Raw genomic sequence first — 15397 nt, 5'->3', positions numbered from 1 at the left:
AAGGCTTAAAATTGAGATGTAATAATAGCAGCAATACCCTAGCGAAAGCAAAAGACCTCTACCCTATCGCAAAAGACGAAAACACATCTATCAAAAAACGCTGCCTGAAGGTAAAAACTAACCTCCAAACAGCATTCTTAGAAAACACAAAAAGCCTTACACGAAGGTGTAAGGCTTAGAGACTGGTATTCCAGCAAAAACTTAGGCTGCAGCCAGGCCGTTAACGAACTTAGCCAGTTTTGACTTGTTGTTAGCCGCTTTGTTTTTGTGGATGATGTTTTTCTTTGCCAGACGGTCAAGCATAGAAGAAACTGTCTTGTACAGTTCTTGCGCCTCGGTCTGGTCAGTAGTGCCTTTCAGCCTTTTGATGAAAGTACGAGTAGTTTTCGCCTGATATCTGTTACGAAGACGTTTCGTGTCGTTAGATCTGATTCTCTTTAATGCCGACTTGTGATTAGCCATGTTATTTTATACTAATTAAAATTTCGTTGCGTATCCTAAATGAGTTTGCAAAGATATAATCTTAGAAATTAAATTCCAAAACCTCCTCGCTATAAAAAAAGTCTGGTAGGGTATTTATCCCCTGTACCAAGAATAATCCAGCTCAATTCCCTAAATTAAGATGCTTCAAAATTACACTTTATTCGCCTGAAAACCATGGCATCCCTGCGTTTCTTTCTGCTGGCCGCTATTTTTTCTCTTGCTTCCGGAATAAAGAAGACGAACAGATCGCGCCAACACCAGGCAAATCCAATCCTGAAGAATTGTCTATACCTGCTACGCTACCAGAAAACTTTGTTATACCTACATAACCCAATGATCGTAGAGGGCATGGCTCTCACAGCCCCTATATGCACGACAGTCGCTTTAGCTCATAACAGGAAGACAACTCTACAGTTCAGGTCTAAAGGTATCCTCTACCCTGGCCTCTCAACTGATGCAGAACGGCACGCCAGGTATAGCCCTCAGCTCTGAAGAGCAACAAATCATCGCCTTTTTACACACGCTCACTGTCTCTACACTGATCAGCAGCAAAGCACTGGGCAACCCGTGGAGCTCCCAATAAATGGAAAAAGCCTGAGTCCACAGCTTATGCTGCAGCCCCAGGCTTGCTCTTTAACCAAAACCCGTTTAGTTATTTCTTCTTTCCACGTCAACGTCAACATCCACGTCGCCAAGGCGCTTCTGCACTTTGTCTTCGGTACGTTTCCAACTGGCTTTTACTTCCTGCCACTCTCTCTTGGCTTCATCATCCCAAGTTTCGCTTCTGGCGTCAAGCTCAGCTTCGCGTCTGTTATACTCAGTTCTCATCTCACGCCATTCCTCCTCAGAGGCATTTTCTGCACGTGTTGAGTTTTCATCTACCCACACAGCCATGTCGTTGTACTCACGCTCAGTTTCCACACCGGTTTCATTCATTTCCACCTGTGCTTCATCAATTTCACTGTTCGTCTCAGTACGCGTTTCAGAGTTACAGGCAAAGGTAAATGCACTAACTGTTAGCGCCATACCTAGTGTTTTGAGATTTGATTTTATATTCATTTTATAATTATCGTTGTTTATAATGCTTTATACGCACTGTACAACTCGCAGAATATGAATATTCAAAGCAATGCATATAACTGTATAGCGTTTCTATATATAGTGAGTTATTGTACGCCTTCTTCCTGCTCTGTATCAAACTCTGGCTCCACCTCTGATGCTCTGAAGCGTGTCTCGGATCGTCCGACCGTTTCCTGCCATTGGGTTTGCACCTTTTCCCATTCCGCTTTAGTCTGATCGTCCCAGTCGGCGCTGCGTTTTTCTATTTCAGTAGCTCTGCGATTATACTCTGCTTCCATTTCATTCCACTCTTCTTCGGTAGCTGTTTCAGCGCGTGTACTGTTTTCATCTACCCAGGCCGAAAACTCTTCTACATCCCGATTAGCACTGTGCCGCGTTTCAGAAGAACAAGCCATCACAAAACCTGCCAGCAGGCAGGCCAGTAGCCATGTTTTTATATTTTTATTAAACTTCATCGTCTTATGTTCTGTTGGTTTTATAGTAAAGAATACGTAAAAGTGTCCCGCTTATATGGCGCTACATATAGAAAGGCTGTAATTTTAGCGTTTTCGTACAGATTACAAAATACCCTTATACCTAATGCCAATCTTACCGTCACAGCACAAACCTCCCTTCTACCTCTTCAATGGGCACATCCAAACCATTGTGCCTAGTTTGTTCAGGCAAGTGGAAGGAGTGACTTACCACCGCGAACGGCTTATCACCCCCGATGATGACTTTATAGATGCGGACTGGTCGCGGGTTAAGTCCCGGTCGCTGGCTGTGCTCTCCCATGGACTGGAAGGCGACTCGCACCGGCCTTACATTATGGGCATGGTAAAAGCGCTGAATGAATGCGGGGTGGATGCACTGGCCTGGAACTACCGTAGCTGCAGTGGCGAGCCGAATAAACTCCTCCGCTCCTACCACCTGGGCGCTTCCGACGATCTTGATTTTGTAGTGCGCCACGCCTTAAATATGGGCAATTATGAAACCGTATACCTGATCGGTTTTAGCGCAGGCGGCAATATCAGTCTCAAGTACCTGGGCGAAGATCCGGCACTCGTGCCTTCAGAAGTAAAGCGGGCATCCGTCTTTTCGGTGCCTATCGATCTCAAGAGCTCTGCAAAGCGCATCTCTAAGATCTATACCCAACGCTTCTTAAAGTCTCTGGGGCAGAAACTGGAACAGAAAAAGGAGATGTACCCGGATGCCTTAGACCTTAGCAACTACAGCCTGTTCTGGTCTTTCCCGGAGTTTGATGACAAGTATACGGCACCACTTCATGGATTCGAAAATGCGGAGGATTATTACAAGCGCTCCAGCAGCAAGCAGTTTCTGAAAAATATACAGGTACCGACGCTACTGGTAAATGCCCAAAATGATCCGTTCTTGACCAAATCCTGCTTCCCCTTCGAAGAGGCAGACGAAAACCCATACCTATACCTGGAGACACCTGAAGGAGGCGGCCATGTAGGTTTTGCGGAAGATTTCAGGAATGATATTTACTACTCAGAGGCCAGAGCTGTGAAGTTCTTACTGGATGGAGAATAATTGCCAGGGTCATTAAAGCCCGAAGATTTCCTGCTCCAGTAATAGTAGTGTCTCATACGGGTCTCCTTTTAAGCCAAGCAGTTTTGCAAAGGCGGGCTCTGTTTTATACCCTTGCCTCTTTAACTGTACCACCTTCTGACGAAAAGCCTCCCCATACTGCAGCAGGAGCCTGTTTTCTATGAGCATGTGCCGATAAGCCGCCTGCCTCTGAGAAGGGAGCTCCTGTCCGAAGAGCTCTATTTCAAAACTCCCTAATCTGAAATTAGCCACGACAGAGAGGTGTTTGCCTACTATTTTTTCTTTGATAACAAAGGAAGGAAAAGTGTCAAACTGACGATTAACCGTTTCTATAAAAACAGACTTGTCAGCCCAACAACATACAATATCAAGGTCACTTTGCGCTATGTCTATTTCGAGAGGGATAGTACCTGCCAATAGCGGATGAAAAGGCGCTAGCTTCTCCATCACTTCATATCTGGTTAATAGCCAGTAAGCCGCTTGCTGCCGCATGTTGCCATGCTGCAGGTAATCTAGGTTTGTAAAGTCTTTTACCTCTCTCAATTTTCAGCCTACGGCATCGGTACCACTACCACCTTCTTCGTCTCAAAGAACTCCTCTGTGAAGTAATCTTTCAAGTCGTATACCTTGGTGATCAGGCCTGACTCGGCTATTTCTTCCTGCAGGTCGCCGCCTTTGAGGTAATAAATGCCCTTGTTAGGGATAGCCTCTTTCTTGAAGCTGTTCATGACCCAAGGATAGAAATTAGCCAGACGGGTTACGGCTCGACTCACTACAAAATCAAACTTCTCACGCACCTGCTCAGCGCGGGTATGGGAGGCCGTCACGTTATGAAGATGCAGCTCACGGGCAATCTCTTGCACCACATGTATCTTTTTCCCGATCGAGTCAACCAAGTGAAACTTCACCTCCGGAAACATCACTGCTAATGGAAGCCCCGGCAGCCCGCCACCAGTACCCACGTCCAGCACATGCGCCTGCGCCGGAAACTGAATCACCTTGGCTATACCTAAGGAGTGCAGGATGTGGTGCTCTCCGATGTGCTCCATGTCTTTGCGCGAGATCACATTGATCTTCTCATTCCACTCCCGATACAGCTCGGCCATGCGCTCATATTTCTCGAGCTGATCCTCGGTAAGCTCCGGAAAATAACCTGACAAAAGGATGCGGATGGAAATGGACATGGTTGAGTTTAAGAGTTTAGAAATTTGAGATTTTAATAGTTGAAAGCGGAGAGTTAATCATATAGCTCGTTCTCTTTCTAACTTGTCACAAGGTATATCACACCTGCCAATACGGCTACAACTACCACTACGGCGAGGGCCATAAAGAGGTCGAAGAGAAGCACCAGACCGGCATTGCGGTATTGGCCTTCATACTTGCGTTGCAGTACCTGCTCCGATTCCACCCTACCCCTGTATCGCAGGTATAGATGAAGACGGCCCATTCGTTCCAGTATGGCTTCGCTCAGGTTTCGCATCGTCTGTTATGGCAAGGTATAGCTTCTATTCTTTTTTGCCCTGCATTCGCCTCAGGCACCGCAAAAATAGGAAATATGTACGGAATCAACCCAAAAATAAAGCCCCTGCCGCACAAGGCAACAGGGGCTCTAAAAACGTAATTAATATTTTATGATTGTTAATTGTTGATTGTTGGATCTCAGAACGATTGTTCTAGAACTATTAACAATCAGCAATCAACAATTAAATCAAGTGCTTCTTATTCTTCACCATGTCATAGAGCAACTCGCGGGCGCGGTGCAGTTGGGCTTTTACGGTGCCGAGCGGAGCGTTCAGTTCCGTGGCGATCTCTTCGTATGACAGTTCGTTGAAGTAGCGCAGTGTCACGAGGCGCTGGTACTTCTCTGGTAGTTTGGCTACCACGTACTGCATGATCTCGATTTTCTGGTTTTTGATCGCCTCTTCCTGCGGGTTAAGGTTTTTGTCTTTGAAGTCGATCGTGATCTCGTCGCCGTTGTCGATCTTGATCGCTGAGTCGATACTCATCGTCTTGATGCGATTCTTACGGATAAAGTCGATGCAGTTGTTAGTGGCGATACGGAACAGCCAGGTACTGAAGGCATACTCCGGGTTAAACTTATGCAGGTTGCGAAAAGCTTTGGCAAAAGCCTCTATGGTCAGGTCCTCAGCATCGTCGGCGTTGCGAACCATTTTGAGTACCACGTGATATACCGGCTTCTTATAGATGCTCATCAACTCAGCATAAGCTTTCTCATCGTTTTCCTCAACAGCCGCCTGTATCAGTTTGAAATCGTGTTTCGCTTTTGCGGAGAATTGTTTGTTTACTTCCATCTGATTCGTTTGTTCAATACTACGGATACCCCAAGGAGCAGGTAACTAAAAAAATAGGCAATATCGAGCAGCGGCAACAACGGCAAAGATACCTCTTCGTCAAGTCTGCGAGCTACGCTTACATAGATCGGGAACACTATCAGATAGCGAATCCCAATGAGCGCAGCCAATATAGTCAAATGGCTATTTAGAACAAGAAGAATAATTACTAGCGTGTAAAAAAGAATATTGGATGAAATAAAAGTTCCTATCCTTCCTTTGTCTGCCGCATTGTACTGCCTGCCGGCGGCCATGTGCCTTCTCTTTTGTATCAGCCACTCCCGAAACGTCTTTTTGGGAATGCTGATTGTTTGCCCTTCCTTGCTGATAACAATGCTTGCTTTACTATTGTTGACGGCATCTCTGACAAAAAGATCATCGTCGCCGCCAGTAGTCTTGATATGAGATGCAAACCCCTTGTTCCTAAAGAAACATGACTTAGTATACGATAAGTTTCGGCCGACGCCCATGTAAGCGTGTCCTTTGTTTGCATGAGACAGATACTGAATTGCGGTCAGTAAGGTTTCATATCGGATAAGATGATTGAGAAAACCACTTAACTTTTTGTAGGGAGAATAACCTATAACCAAATCAGCACCAGCCTGATAGCCACTTTGCATTTTCTCTATCCAGTGTTCGCTGAAAGGGCGACAGTCGGCGTCTGTGAACAGCATGTGTTCGTACTTGGCAGCGCGTATACCCAGCGCCAGTGCATATTTCTTCGGATTCAGGTATTCCGGGGTTTTTTTGATGGTGACTACCCTGAAGTTAGGGAATTGGCGCTCCAACTCATATACATAAAACTCGGTGTCATCGTCAGAGCGGTCGTTCACCAGAATAACCTCAAATTCAGGGTACTGCTGGTCGAGCAGCATGGGCAGGAGCTCAAACAGGTTGTCCTGCTCATTATGGGCCGCCACGATCACCGACACAGGCCGCTGGGTGTCCGGCTCCGGATCGGTATACCTGCTCAGGGGCAGGAAGTAGAACAAAGCATAGTATAGCTGCACCAGCACGCAAAAAGCCAGCACTGCCAGGAGTATAAGTGAAATCAAATTATTCTATTGTTGAATTGTTGATGGTTAAACTGCTGATAGCACAACACACCAGACCGCACATACCGCTACAACCGGTTTAACAACCAAAAATAGGTATATTTAAGCCATTTAGGAACATTTGCGCGATTTAATAATTGTTTATGTTTGTGCTCTCACGCTTTGTATCTTTGCAGATTATTCCGACAACCATTTAGCAATAACGAGCGGCATCTGTGCCGCTGAACTAGTTGGCGTGCTTCTTGTAGCATACCGCGCTGACAATCACAGACCATGGAGTTTTCATTAGTAGCGAAAGATATACAGTCAAAGGCCCGTGCCGGCGTAGTGCAAACAGCCCATGGTGCCATCGAAACCCCGATTTTCATGCCCGTAGGTACGGCAGGCACCGTGAAAGCGGTTCACCAGCGCGAACTGAAGGAGGACATTAAGGCCGAGATCATCCTGGGCAACACCTACCACTTATACCTGCGACCTGGCCTCGACGTACTCGAGCAAGCCGGTGGCTTGCACAAGTTCAATGGCTGGGACCGTCCTATCCTGACCGACAGTGGCGGCTATCAGGTGTTCTCGCTTGCTGGTACGCGTAAGATCAAAGAGGAAGGCGTGAAGTTTAAGTCACACATCGATGGTTCGGCGCTGGATTTCACACCGGAGAACGTGATGGACACGCAACGCACCATTGGGGCCGATATCATCATGGCCTTTGACGAGTGCACCCCCTACCCTTGCGACTATACCTACGCCAAGAATTCGATGGAGCGCACGCACCGCTGGCTGCAGCGCTGCGTCGACCGATTTGACAGCACGGAGCCGAAGTATGGCTACGACCAGACGCTTTTCCCGATTGTGCAGGGCAGCACTTACAAAGATCTGCGTGTGCAGTCCGCTGAGACCATCGCCAGCTTTGGCCGCGAAGGCAATGCCATTGGCGGTCTGTCAGTAGGCGAGCCTGCCGAGATGATGTACGAGATGACTGAGATCGTATGTGACATCCTGCCAGCCGACAAGCCCCGCTATCTGATGGGGGTGGGTACACCGGCTAACATACTTGAAAACATTGCGCTGGGCGTAGATATGTTTGACTGCGTACTGCCAACCCGCAACGCCCGAAACGGCATGCTGTTCACGACGCAGGGCATCATCAACATACGCAACCAGAAGTGGTCCACGGACCACAGCCCGATCGATGCGGAACTAGGCGGCTATGTCAGCACGTTCTACAGCAAGGCTTACCTGCGCCACCTCGTTCACAGCGGCGAGTACCTGGCCGGGCAGATCGCCAGCGTGCATAACCTGACGTTCTACCTCTGGCTGGTGAAGCAGGCACGCCAACACATCATTGCCGGCACTTTCCGCGATTGGAAAGACGTGATGGTGAAAAAACTAATGACACGATTGTAAAAAACTAGATAAGCTTGAAGCTAATTGACAAATACATACTGAAGAAGTTCCTGACCACGTATGTGTTCACGGTGCTGATCATGGTCTCGGTGATTCTGGTGATTGACTTCACGGAGAAGAACGACGACTTCATCAAGCACAATGTGCCCATTTCAGAGATCATCTTCGACTACTACATCCACCTGATTCCGTTCTATGCGAACATGCTGAGCCCGATCACGGTGTTCATCGCGACGGTATTTGTGACCTCCAAAATGGCGTCGCATACCGAGATTGTAGCCATTTTGAGCGGTGGTGTGAGCTTCAAGCGTTTCCTGGTGCCTTACCTGATCGGGGCTACCATTATCGGTGCTTTGATTTTTGGACTGATCGGCTGGGTAATTCCGAATTCGAACAAAGAGAGTGTGGCCTTTCAGGTGAAATATGTGAAGAGCCCCTTTACCTACGACAAACGAAACATACATGTGAAGATAGCGCCTGATACTTATGTGTATATGGAGAGCTACAACGTCACGGCACACGTAGGGTATAACTTTGCCATTGAGGAAATACAAGGCACCAACTTAAGCAAGAAGCTAACGGCCAGCAGCGTGCAGTGGAACCCGGAACGGCAAAAGTGGAGCGTTGACCGCTATACCCTGCGCACCTTCGACGGAGAGAACGAGAGCATCTACCACGGCGGGGCGCTGGATACAACGCTCAACATGCGGCCCAAAGACTTTGAGAGCACCTACAAGCTGGAGCAAACTATGACCCTGCCGGAGCTTAACAGCTTTATACAGGAAAAGATCAACCGCGGCGCCGATGATATCGAGACCTACCTGATCGAGAAATACGAACGCTACAGCTATCCTTTCGCCATCATTATCCTGACTGTGATCGGGGTGATCGTGAGTGCGCGCAAGGCCCGCGGTGGCGTCGGTATGCAGATTGCACTGGGCTTCTTCCTGGCCTTTGTGTTCATTATTTTTGTGATCACCAGTCGCAGTCTGGCGCAGGTCGGTGACCTGGAACCTATGTATGCGGCCTGGGTGCCGAGTATTATTTTTACAGGTATAGGCTTTCTACTCTATCGTTATATTCCACGCTAATGCCGCGTCTTAAGGATTTTATCGAACTCCATTTCATTGTATTGTTATGGGGCTTCACTGCCATACTTGGCAAATTGATTACCATACCGGCAGTAGAGCTGGTATTCCTCCGCACGCTGATTGCAGCACTGGCATTAGGCGCTATCATTTACCGTCGCAAGACGCAGTTCTGGCTAGGGCGCAATAACCTGTTCATCATCATGGGAGTCGGGCTGATGATCTCGGCTCACTGGATCCTGTTTTTTGCCTCAGCCCGTATCTCTTCCGTTTCGCTCTGCCTGGTAGGTATGGCTACCTGTAGCTTGTGGACCGCCTTGCTGGAACCTGCCTTCACGAGCAAAAAACTCAAGGTGCACGAGATTCTACTAGGTCTTATCATCCTGATGGGCCTCTACATTATTTTCCAGGCCGAAACAGAATTTGACAACATGCTGGGCATTGGTATGGCGGTAGGTTCTGCACTGCTGGGTGCTATTTTTACCATCATCAATGCCAGACTAGCCAAGAAGCATCCTTCCACGACCATCACCGCTTATGAAATGGCAGGGGCCTGTATCGGCACCGCGCTGTTCTTCCCGATTTACGCTGACCTGTTTACAGAGACGGGTACGCTGAACTTTACCATGAACGGCATGGACTGGGTATACCTGTTGCTATTGGCCGTGGTGTGTACAGTGTATGCCTATACCGCCTCAGTGAGGCTGATGCAAAAGATATCGGCCTATACCGTGAACCTGACTGTGAACATGGAGCCGATTTATGGCATCTTGCTGGCGTGGATCATTTTCAACGAGAATGAACAGATGACCTCCAACTTTTACATTGGAGCCACCATCATCCTGCTCAGTGTTTTCATCCACCCGGTGCTGGACACCTACAGTGAGCGCCGCAAGAAATTAAAGCAAACCTTTCCAGAGAAGGTAGTGGCCGGGAAAGACTAGGTTGGCAGCCTCATTTTTGAAAAGGCCGTAAATTGTCGACCCTGAGCCGGTCATAGAAGCATAGTCGGCACCTGCGTTATAGAGTTGTGCTTTTATACCTGCCAGCTCCGGATAGCTTGGGAAAAGCGCTTCTTCAAAATCATTTTTGAGTACTTCTTTCCATACCTCTACATCCTGCTTCAGGTACATCTCTATGCCGCAGCTCGGCTTTTTCGGGACGATGTTGCCGTAAGCCTCAGCAGTGGTAATGTGTATCCCAGGGTATACCAGCACACAGGTATAGCCACTCAGATTTACGGATGTCGGCTTAAACACATCCCCTTTTTCTACTGCCACTACGGGCTCGTTCCGGATAAAGAAGGCGCAGTCGCTCCCAAGCTGGCGAGCGTAATCCTCCAGTTTCTCAGGGGCCAGGTTAAGTTCGAAAAGCGTGTTGAGTTGCTTTAGGGTGAAGGCAGCGTCTGAAGAACCGCCTCCAAGGCCCGCTCCCATCGGAATGACCTTGTGCAGGTGCATGTGCACCGGTGGTAGCTGAAAGTCCTGCTGCAGCAGTTTATAGGCCTTCAGGCATAGGTTGCTGTCAGGGTTGCCAGGCACGGGCAGTCCGCTCATAGTGAACGTCAGTTCGTCTGCCTGCACGATCTCCAGGGCATCGCACCATTGCACCGGGTAGAAGCACGACTCCAGGTTATGAAATCCGTCAGGGCGCTTCTCCGTCACCAGCAAGCCCAGGTTTATTTTAGCATTCGGAAAATCCAGCATAGATATGGTCTTGATCATGTATGGAGCCCGTCCCAGGATATACTTGTTCTTTTAGGCTCAGGTATACTTCCTTCCAGACTTTCTGACTCTTAAACTCCTAAATTCTTAAACTCCCAAACTCATTTCGTTTTCTCCAACGCCTGTGCCAGGTCGGCCAGCAATTCTACGGTTTCCTCTATACCTACCGACAGACGAATAACCCCCAGCGTGATGCCCAGCTTCTGCTGCTGCTCTGGGTTGAGGCTACGATGCGAAGTACGGAGCGGGTGGGATATGGAGCTGCTCACACCTGCCAGCGATGGGGCAAACGGAATATGCTGCAGCGCCTTCATAAAAGTATTAACCGTTTCCAGATCATCTTCGAGGCGGAAAGAAAGCATCCCTCCGAACATGCCACACCCCTGCGCCTTGGACAGTTTGTGTTGCGGGTGCTGAGGCAGCCCCGGGTACCATACCTGCTTCACCTTGGGGTGGCGGCTTAAAAACTCGGCTACTGCCAGCGCATTGAAGCAGTGCTGTTTCATGCGCACCTGCAATGTTTTCAGACCACGTGCAGCCAGCCAGCTCTCAAATGGGCTCAGGTTAAGGCCGTACACCCGCATGATCTGCTTGCTGCGCTCTATGTCTTCTGCTTTGGCTGCTACCACAGTGCCCGCCGTCACGTCGCTGTGTCCCGACAGGTATTTGGTCACGCTATGGATGACCATGTCAGCACCGAGGTGCAAGGGCTTGGTGATAACCGGCGTGGCGAAAGTATTGTCGATAAGCAACTTGATACCGGTGCGTTTGGTTTCGGCTGAGAGGCGCTGCAGGTCTACCACCTGTAGCAGCGGATTACTCATGGTCTCAGCCAATAGCAGCTTTGTATTTTCCTTTACATGCCCATCCAAGGTATAGAGTTCCTCGCTTGGCACATAACTTACTGCTATCCCCATGCGGGTCAGTTCCTGCGACAGCAAGGCAGCTGACCCGCCGTAGATCTCCTCTGCGCACAGCAGGTGGTCGCCTGACTGGCAATAGGTAAGCACTGCCGTCAGAATAGCCGACATACCTGAGGATGTAGCCACAGCCCCTGCTCCTTCCTCCAGTTTGTTCACCTCCTCGGCCAATTCATCAGAGTTGGGATTGCCGTAGCGGGTGTACATGTACTTTTGGTCAGGCTGCTCAAAGTATAGCTCCAGGTCGTTCAGGTCTTCAAACGTGAAGACCGAAGTCTGGTAGATGGGCGTGGTTTTCGGGTGGATCTGTGCCATGGTCAGGTATAGCGTATTTCTTCGTTAAAGATAGGCAGGTTTTGGAAATAGACCGGCAAACCTGTTTATTTTTGAGGTGAGACAACGTGTTTACTTTCACCCAAGGCTGTTGGACCCGTATAGCCAATAAGTTTCGAAAACAAAAAATGACACATCCTATACCTGACGATAACAGACACTACCGCAGCCTGATCATCCGCCACATACAGGAGGAGGTACCAGGTGTGAAGACATTTGTGCTGGAGCCCGAGGATGGCAAGCCCCTTCCGTACAAAGCCGGCCAATACCTTACCCTAGTGCACCACAGTACGCACGGTGAAGTCCGTCGCTCCTACTCCATCACCTCCTCCCCTGCGCTGCAGGAGCCGCTTACCATCGGTGTGAAGCGCATTGAGAACGGCCTGTTCTCGCGTATGCTCATCGACAACGCCCGTGTCGGCGACAAGTTGGTTACGACCGGCGCAGCAGGTCTCTTTACATTGCCAGATGAAGGTGCAGGCTATCAACAGCTTTTCTTTTTGGCGGCCGGTAGCGGCATCACGCCTGTTTATTCACTGCTCAAGACGCTGCTGCACGCTCGCCCGGATTTATCGGCTGTGCTGTTTTATAGCAATAGCTTCCCAGAGAAAGCCATGTTCCTGAAGCCTCTCCAGCAGTTGACTACTGACTTCCCGGACAGGTTTCATGCTGAGTTCCTGTTCAGCAATTCCCCAGACCTAAGCCGGGCACGACTGCACAAAGACCTGCTCCAGCGTTTTATAAACTCCCTTTCCAGGGTGCCGCATGATGAGCTGCTTTTCTACATCTGTGGCCCCGACAACTACATGCGCCTGATGTCGTTTGCGCTGCGGCAGTTCGGTATACCGGAGAGCAACATCCGCAAAGAGATCTTCAACACCGACATCCGCAAGCCCGCCAAACTGATGCCACCTGACACAGCTGCTCATAACGTCATCTTGCATATCGGCGGCAGCACACACCAGATCATTTCGCGCTATCCTAACAACATCCTCCAAAGTGCCCGTCAGGCAGGCATTCCCATGCCCTACAGCTGTGAAACCGGAAAGTGCGGCAGCTGCCTGGCCAGGGTGCTAAAGGGCAAGGTATGGATGTCGTACAACGAGGTACTCACGGAGCGGGACATCGAAAAAGGTATGACACTCACGTGCGTAGGCTTTCCGGTGGGCGGAGATGTGGAATTGGAAATCATGTAGCTAAACTTTCCTGAATTCTACAATATCTTCTAAAAAGTGTAGTTTGTTTCATAAATCGAATCAAGATTTAACTATATTTAGACAGGCTTAGTCTGCTTGCCTTACGCTGCCTATGATTCAGCGCTTGAAACATCTTCAGGTAAAGAAACCTGGCAAATAGGCATCACAGGCTGGTTTATTCTTAAAACAGGTTCAATCAACTGCACAAATGATGAAAACAATCACCGCTATCGCCGGCCTGGTGCTCTTATCCTTGTCAGCGCAGGCACAGGATTTAGACCGTCCACAGCTCCGCTTGAAACCGCTCAATAACCAACTTGAGTTAGATTACCTGGGTAAAGACTCCTCCACTAGCAAGCTTAATTCGCTTGAGAAGCCAGGCAGTAGGTATAGCCTGTTTCCAAAGTCTTCTACTCCCAAAAGCGCTGACACAGCAAAAGAAAGTGAGCCAAAGTTCACCATGCCTATCCTAGTGCCTGACTCCACTATCCAGTTTCATATACTGGCCCTGAAACCTGACTCCACGGTAGCCTTCCCAATGCCTGTCAGAAAACCATAACTACTTTAGTCGACTTTGATGACCATGAAAAAATCTACCCCGATACTTTTTGCCTTTGCGCTCCTTTGGCTGAGCTCAGTTCTTCCCCTCCACGCTCAGTCTATTTCTTCGCAGGATATCGATCAGGTGGTGGAGCGGGCCATGACCGCCTTTCAGGTGCCAGGTATAGCGGTGGCTGTGGTGAAGGACGGGAAAGTGGTGCACATGAAAGGCTATGGCGTCAACTCGCTCAGCACTGGTGAGAAAACGAACGAGCATACCTTGTTTGGCGTAGCCTCCAATACCAAGGCTTTTACGGCGGCATCGCTGGGCTTGCTGGTTGAAGAGGGCAAGATCAAGTGGGACGACAAGGTGGTGAAGTACATACCTGAGTTCCGCCTCTACAACGACTACGTAACGGAGGAATTCACTATCCGCGACCTCCTCACCCACCGCAGCGGACTGGGCCTTGGGGCTGGCGACCTGATGATGTTTCCCGACGGCAACAACTTCACCGTGGACGACCTGATCCGCAACATACAATACCTGCGGCCAGTATCCGATTTCAGGTCAAAGTATGACTATGACAACTTACTATACATCATAGCCGGAGAGGTAGTGGCTCGCGTGACAGGCACAAGCTGGTCAGACTTTACGGAGAAGCGTATTTTGCAGCCACTAGGTATGGCGCGAAGCGCTGCCAGCTATGACCGGCTCCGCGACCTGAGCAATACCATCGAAGCCCATGCTGTGGTGGAAGGTAAGTTAAAAATAATCGACCGCTATAACTTGCCATTCGGCGCCGCTGCCGGAGGCATGTACACCAGCGTGCACGATCTGAGCAAGTGGCTGATCATGCTGATGAACGAAGGCAGGTATGGCGATGACCTCAAGCGGCGACTGCTCACACAGCAGGTAATTCGGGAGCAGTGGACGCCTCAAACCATTATACCTTACCATGGCAAAAGCCCTTTTAATACCCACTTTCGCTCTTACGGCCTTGGCTGGTTCCTGAGTGATGTAAAAGGACACAAAGAAGTGAGCCACACTGGTGGCCTGCCAGGTATGGTGAGCCAGGTAACGATGCTGCCAGAACTTGGCGTGGGCATCATTGTCCTCACCAACCAGCAAAACGGCCAGGCTTTCCGCTCTATTACCAACACCATCAAGCAGGCTTACCTTGGTATGGAAGCACATGACTGGGTAGCAGAACTGAAGCAGGAGGAAGACGAGTATATAGCAGAGGCGACTGCCTATACCGATAAGATCTGGGGAGATGTAAACAAGGTACTGAAAGAGAAGAAATCAAAAGTTGCTTTTGACAACTATGTAGGCACTTTCGAAGATAAGTGGTTTGGCCATGTGGAAATATACAAGCAGAAGAACAGGCTATACTTCAAATCACTCCGATCGCCGAGGCTGCAGGGTGAAATGCTCTATTACAAAGACAACACTTTTGTCGTGAAATGGACTGACCGTAGCTTCGAGGCCGACGCCTTTGTGGTATACGTGCCTGATCAGGAAGGCAAGCTCTCTGGGATCAACATGAAAGCTGTCTCGCCACTTACCGACTTCAGTTATGACTTCCACGACCTGGACTTCACCAGAGTACAGGTTGTGCCGCAAAGCTCGGCAGCACCAGTTAGAAAATAGGCGCAACTATACCTGCTACCA

Annotated in this window: 18 protein-coding genes; 8 read left to right on the top strand and 10 right to left on the bottom strand. The window is 49.2% G+C overall.

The annotated features are described in order from the left end of the window. Window positions 1–201: 201 nt before the first annotated feature. Complete coding sequence (rpsT, locus tag Q1A54_RS04410; protein ID WP_196114496.1) at window positions 202–462, bottom strand: 30S ribosomal protein S20; 261 nt, start codon at window positions 460–462, stop codon at window positions 202–204. Window positions 463–937: 475 nt separating this feature from the next. On the opposite strand from rpsT, the gene Q1A54_RS04405 reads away from it, so the two are divergent. After that, window positions 938–1066, top strand: a complete 129-nt coding sequence (locus Q1A54_RS04405; protein WP_299985338.1) for a hypothetical protein — start codon at window positions 938–940, stop codon at window positions 1064–1066. 65 nt (window positions 1067–1131) lie between these two features. On the opposite strand, the gene Q1A54_RS04400 is transcribed toward Q1A54_RS04405, so the two are convergent. Next, the gene (locus tag Q1A54_RS04400; protein WP_299985336.1) at window positions 1132–1509 is read right to left on the bottom strand and encodes a hypothetical protein; all 378 of its coding nucleotides are present in this window, start codon (window positions 1507–1509) and stop codon (window positions 1132–1134) included. Between the two features lie 140 nt (window positions 1510–1649). After that, on the bottom strand, window positions 1650–2018 hold the full coding sequence (locus Q1A54_RS04395; RefSeq protein WP_299985335.1) for a hypothetical protein: 369 nt from the start codon (window positions 2016–2018) through the stop codon (window positions 1650–1652). Window positions 2019–2142: 124 nt separating this feature from the next. On the opposite strand from Q1A54_RS04395, the gene Q1A54_RS04390 reads away from it, so the two are divergent. Then, window positions 2143–3096, top strand: a complete 954-nt coding sequence (locus Q1A54_RS04390; RefSeq protein ID WP_299985333.1) for an alpha/beta fold hydrolase — start codon at window positions 2143–2145, stop codon at window positions 3094–3096. Between the two features lie 12 nt (window positions 3097–3108). Here Q1A54_RS04390 and Q1A54_RS04385 read toward each other — a convergent pair whose 3' ends face one another. From Q1A54_RS04385 to Q1A54_RS04365, 5 genes are all read right to left on the bottom strand, one after another. Then, window positions 3109–3657, bottom strand: coding sequence for a DUF4269 domain-containing protein (locus Q1A54_RS04385; RefSeq protein WP_299985331.1), 549 nt, complete (start codon window positions 3655–3657; stop codon window positions 3109–3111). An 8-nt stretch (window positions 3658–3665) separates the two neighbouring features. Next, window positions 3666–4298, bottom strand: a complete 633-nt coding sequence (gene rsmG, locus Q1A54_RS04380) for a 16S rRNA (guanine(527)-N(7))-methyltransferase RsmG (RefSeq protein WP_299985329.1) — start codon at window positions 4296–4298, stop codon at window positions 3666–3668. Between the two features lie 77 nt (window positions 4299–4375). Further along, window positions 4376–4594 (bottom strand): hypothetical protein, encoded by a 219-nt coding sequence (locus Q1A54_RS04375; RefSeq protein WP_299985327.1) that lies wholly within the window; start codon window positions 4592–4594, stop codon window positions 4376–4378. Window positions 4595–4817: 223 nt separating this feature from the next. Then, window positions 4818–5426, bottom strand: coding sequence for a sigma-70 family RNA polymerase sigma factor (locus tag Q1A54_RS04370; RefSeq protein ID WP_007659731.1), 609 nt, complete (start codon window positions 5424–5426; stop codon window positions 4818–4820). After that, complete coding sequence (locus Q1A54_RS04365) at window positions 5417–6520, bottom strand: glycosyltransferase (protein ID WP_299985325.1); 1104 nt, start codon at window positions 6518–6520, stop codon at window positions 5417–5419. The genes Q1A54_RS04370 and Q1A54_RS04365 overlap by 10 nt, the downstream gene beginning before the upstream one ends. 273 nt (window positions 6521–6793) lie before the next feature. On the opposite strand from Q1A54_RS04365, the gene tgt reads away from it, so the two are divergent. The 3 genes from tgt to Q1A54_RS04350 are packed head-to-tail and all read left to right on the top strand — an operon-like array spanning window position 6794 to window position 9956. After that, window positions 6794–7924 carry a tRNA guanosine(34) transglycosylase Tgt gene (tgt, locus tag Q1A54_RS04360; RefSeq protein WP_299985323.1) on the top strand — a complete coding sequence of 377 codons (1131 nt, stop codon included), beginning with the start codon at window positions 6794–6796 and terminating at the stop codon, window positions 7922–7924. A 14-nt stretch (window positions 7925–7938) separates the two neighbouring features. After that, window positions 7939–9015, top strand: coding sequence for an LptF/LptG family permease (locus Q1A54_RS04355; protein ID WP_196114486.1), 1077 nt, complete (start codon window positions 7939–7941; stop codon window positions 9013–9015). Beyond that, complete coding sequence (locus Q1A54_RS04350; protein ID WP_196114485.1) at window positions 9015–9956, top strand: DMT family transporter; 942 nt, start codon at window positions 9015–9017, stop codon at window positions 9954–9956. Before Q1A54_RS04355 ends, Q1A54_RS04350 begins: the two co-directional genes overlap by 1 nt. Here Q1A54_RS04350 and ispE read toward each other — a convergent pair. Both ispE and Q1A54_RS04340 read right to left on the bottom strand, forming a co-directional pair. Next, entirely contained in the window at window positions 9912–10736 is an 825-nt protein-coding gene (gene ispE / locus Q1A54_RS04345) for a 4-(cytidine 5'-diphospho)-2-C-methyl-D-erythritol kinase (protein ID WP_366915784.1), read from the bottom strand. The two genes, Q1A54_RS04350 and ispE, sit on opposite strands and share 45 nt — an antisense overlap. Before the next feature lie 101 nt (window positions 10737–10837). Then, window positions 10838–11971: an aminotransferase class I/II-fold pyridoxal phosphate-dependent enzyme gene (locus tag Q1A54_RS04340; protein WP_299985318.1), complete on the bottom strand. Its 1134-nt coding sequence runs from the start codon at window positions 11969–11971 to the stop codon at window positions 10838–10840. Between the two features lie 146 nt (window positions 11972–12117). On the opposite strand from Q1A54_RS04340, the gene Q1A54_RS04335 reads away from it, so the two are divergent. The 3 genes from Q1A54_RS04335 to Q1A54_RS04325 all read left to right on the top strand — a co-directional run bounded on the left by Q1A54_RS04335 (window position 12118) and on the right by Q1A54_RS04325 (window position 15376). After that, window positions 12118–13185, top strand: coding sequence for an iron-sulfur cluster-binding domain-containing protein (locus tag Q1A54_RS04335; RefSeq protein WP_299985316.1), 1068 nt, complete (start codon window positions 12118–12120; stop codon window positions 13183–13185). Between the two features lie 208 nt (window positions 13186–13393). After that, complete coding sequence (locus Q1A54_RS04330) at window positions 13394–13744, top strand: hypothetical protein (protein ID WP_299985314.1); 351 nt, start codon at window positions 13394–13396, stop codon at window positions 13742–13744. A gap of 24 nt (window positions 13745–13768) precedes the next feature. Further along, window positions 13769–15376 carry a serine hydrolase gene (locus tag Q1A54_RS04325; RefSeq protein ID WP_366915783.1) on the top strand — a complete coding sequence of 536 codons (1608 nt, stop codon included), beginning with the start codon at window positions 13769–13771 and terminating at the stop codon, window positions 15374–15376. Window positions 15377–15397: the final 21 nt, after the last annotated feature.

It is taken from the genome of uncultured Pontibacter sp. (assembly GCF_947502515.1).
In the GTDB taxonomy this organism is placed as follows: domain Bacteria; phylum Bacteroidota; class Bacteroidia; order Cytophagales; family Hymenobacteraceae; genus Pontibacter.
Note: the sequence above shows the minus strand (reverse complement) of the source record. Positions and strands in the feature narration are given on the sequence as shown.

Excerpts from the sequence above, each read along its gene's own strand:
- Q1A54_RS04390 (WP_299985333.1), top strand. The coding sequence starts at position 2,143 with ATGCCAATCTTACCGTCACAGCACAAACCTCCCTTCTACCTCTTCAAT.
- Q1A54_RS04375 (WP_299985327.1), bottom strand. The coding sequence starts at position 4,594 with ATGCGAAACCTGAGCGAAGCCATACTGGAACGAATGGGCCGTCTTCAT.
- Q1A54_RS04350 (WP_196114485.1), top strand. The coding sequence starts at position 9,015 with ATGCCGCGTCTTAAGGATTTTATCGAACTCCATTTCATTGTATTGTTA.
- tgt (WP_299985323.1), top strand. The coding sequence starts at position 6,794 with ATGGAGTTTTCATTAGTAGCGAAAGATATACAGTCAAAGGCCCGTGCC.
- rsmG (WP_299985329.1), bottom strand. The coding sequence starts at position 4,298 with ATGTCCATTTCCATCCGCATCCTTTTGTCAGGTTATTTTCCGGAGCTT.
- Q1A54_RS04370 (WP_007659731.1), bottom strand. The coding sequence starts at position 5,426 with ATGGAAGTAAACAAACAATTCTCCGCAAAAGCGAAACACGATTTCAAA.
- Q1A54_RS04395 (WP_299985335.1), bottom strand. The coding sequence starts at position 2,018 with ATGAAGTTTAATAAAAATATAAAAACATGGCTACTGGCCTGCCTGCTG.
- Q1A54_RS04400 (WP_299985336.1), bottom strand. The coding sequence starts at position 1,509 with ATGGCGCTAACAGTTAGTGCATTTACCTTTGCCTGTAACTCTGAAACG.
- Q1A54_RS04325 (WP_366915783.1), top strand. The coding sequence starts at position 13,769 with ATGAAAAAATCTACCCCGATACTTTTTGCCTTTGCGCTCCTTTGGCTG.
- Q1A54_RS04340 (WP_299985318.1), bottom strand. The coding sequence starts at position 11,971 with ATGGCACAGATCCACCCGAAAACCACGCCCATCTACCAGACTTCGGTC.
- rpsT (WP_196114496.1), bottom strand. The coding sequence starts at position 462 with ATGGCTAATCACAAGTCGGCATTAAAGAGAATCAGATCTAACGACACG.
- Q1A54_RS04330 (WP_299985314.1), top strand. The coding sequence starts at position 13,394 with ATGATGAAAACAATCACCGCTATCGCCGGCCTGGTGCTCTTATCCTTG.
- ispE (WP_366915784.1), bottom strand. The coding sequence starts at position 10,736 with ATGATCAAGACCATATCTATGCTGGATTTTCCGAATGCTAAAATAAAC.
- Q1A54_RS04405 (WP_299985338.1), top strand. The coding sequence starts at position 938 with ATGCAGAACGGCACGCCAGGTATAGCCCTCAGCTCTGAAGAGCAACAA.
- Q1A54_RS04335 (WP_299985316.1), top strand. The coding sequence starts at position 12,118 with ATGACACATCCTATACCTGACGATAACAGACACTACCGCAGCCTGATC.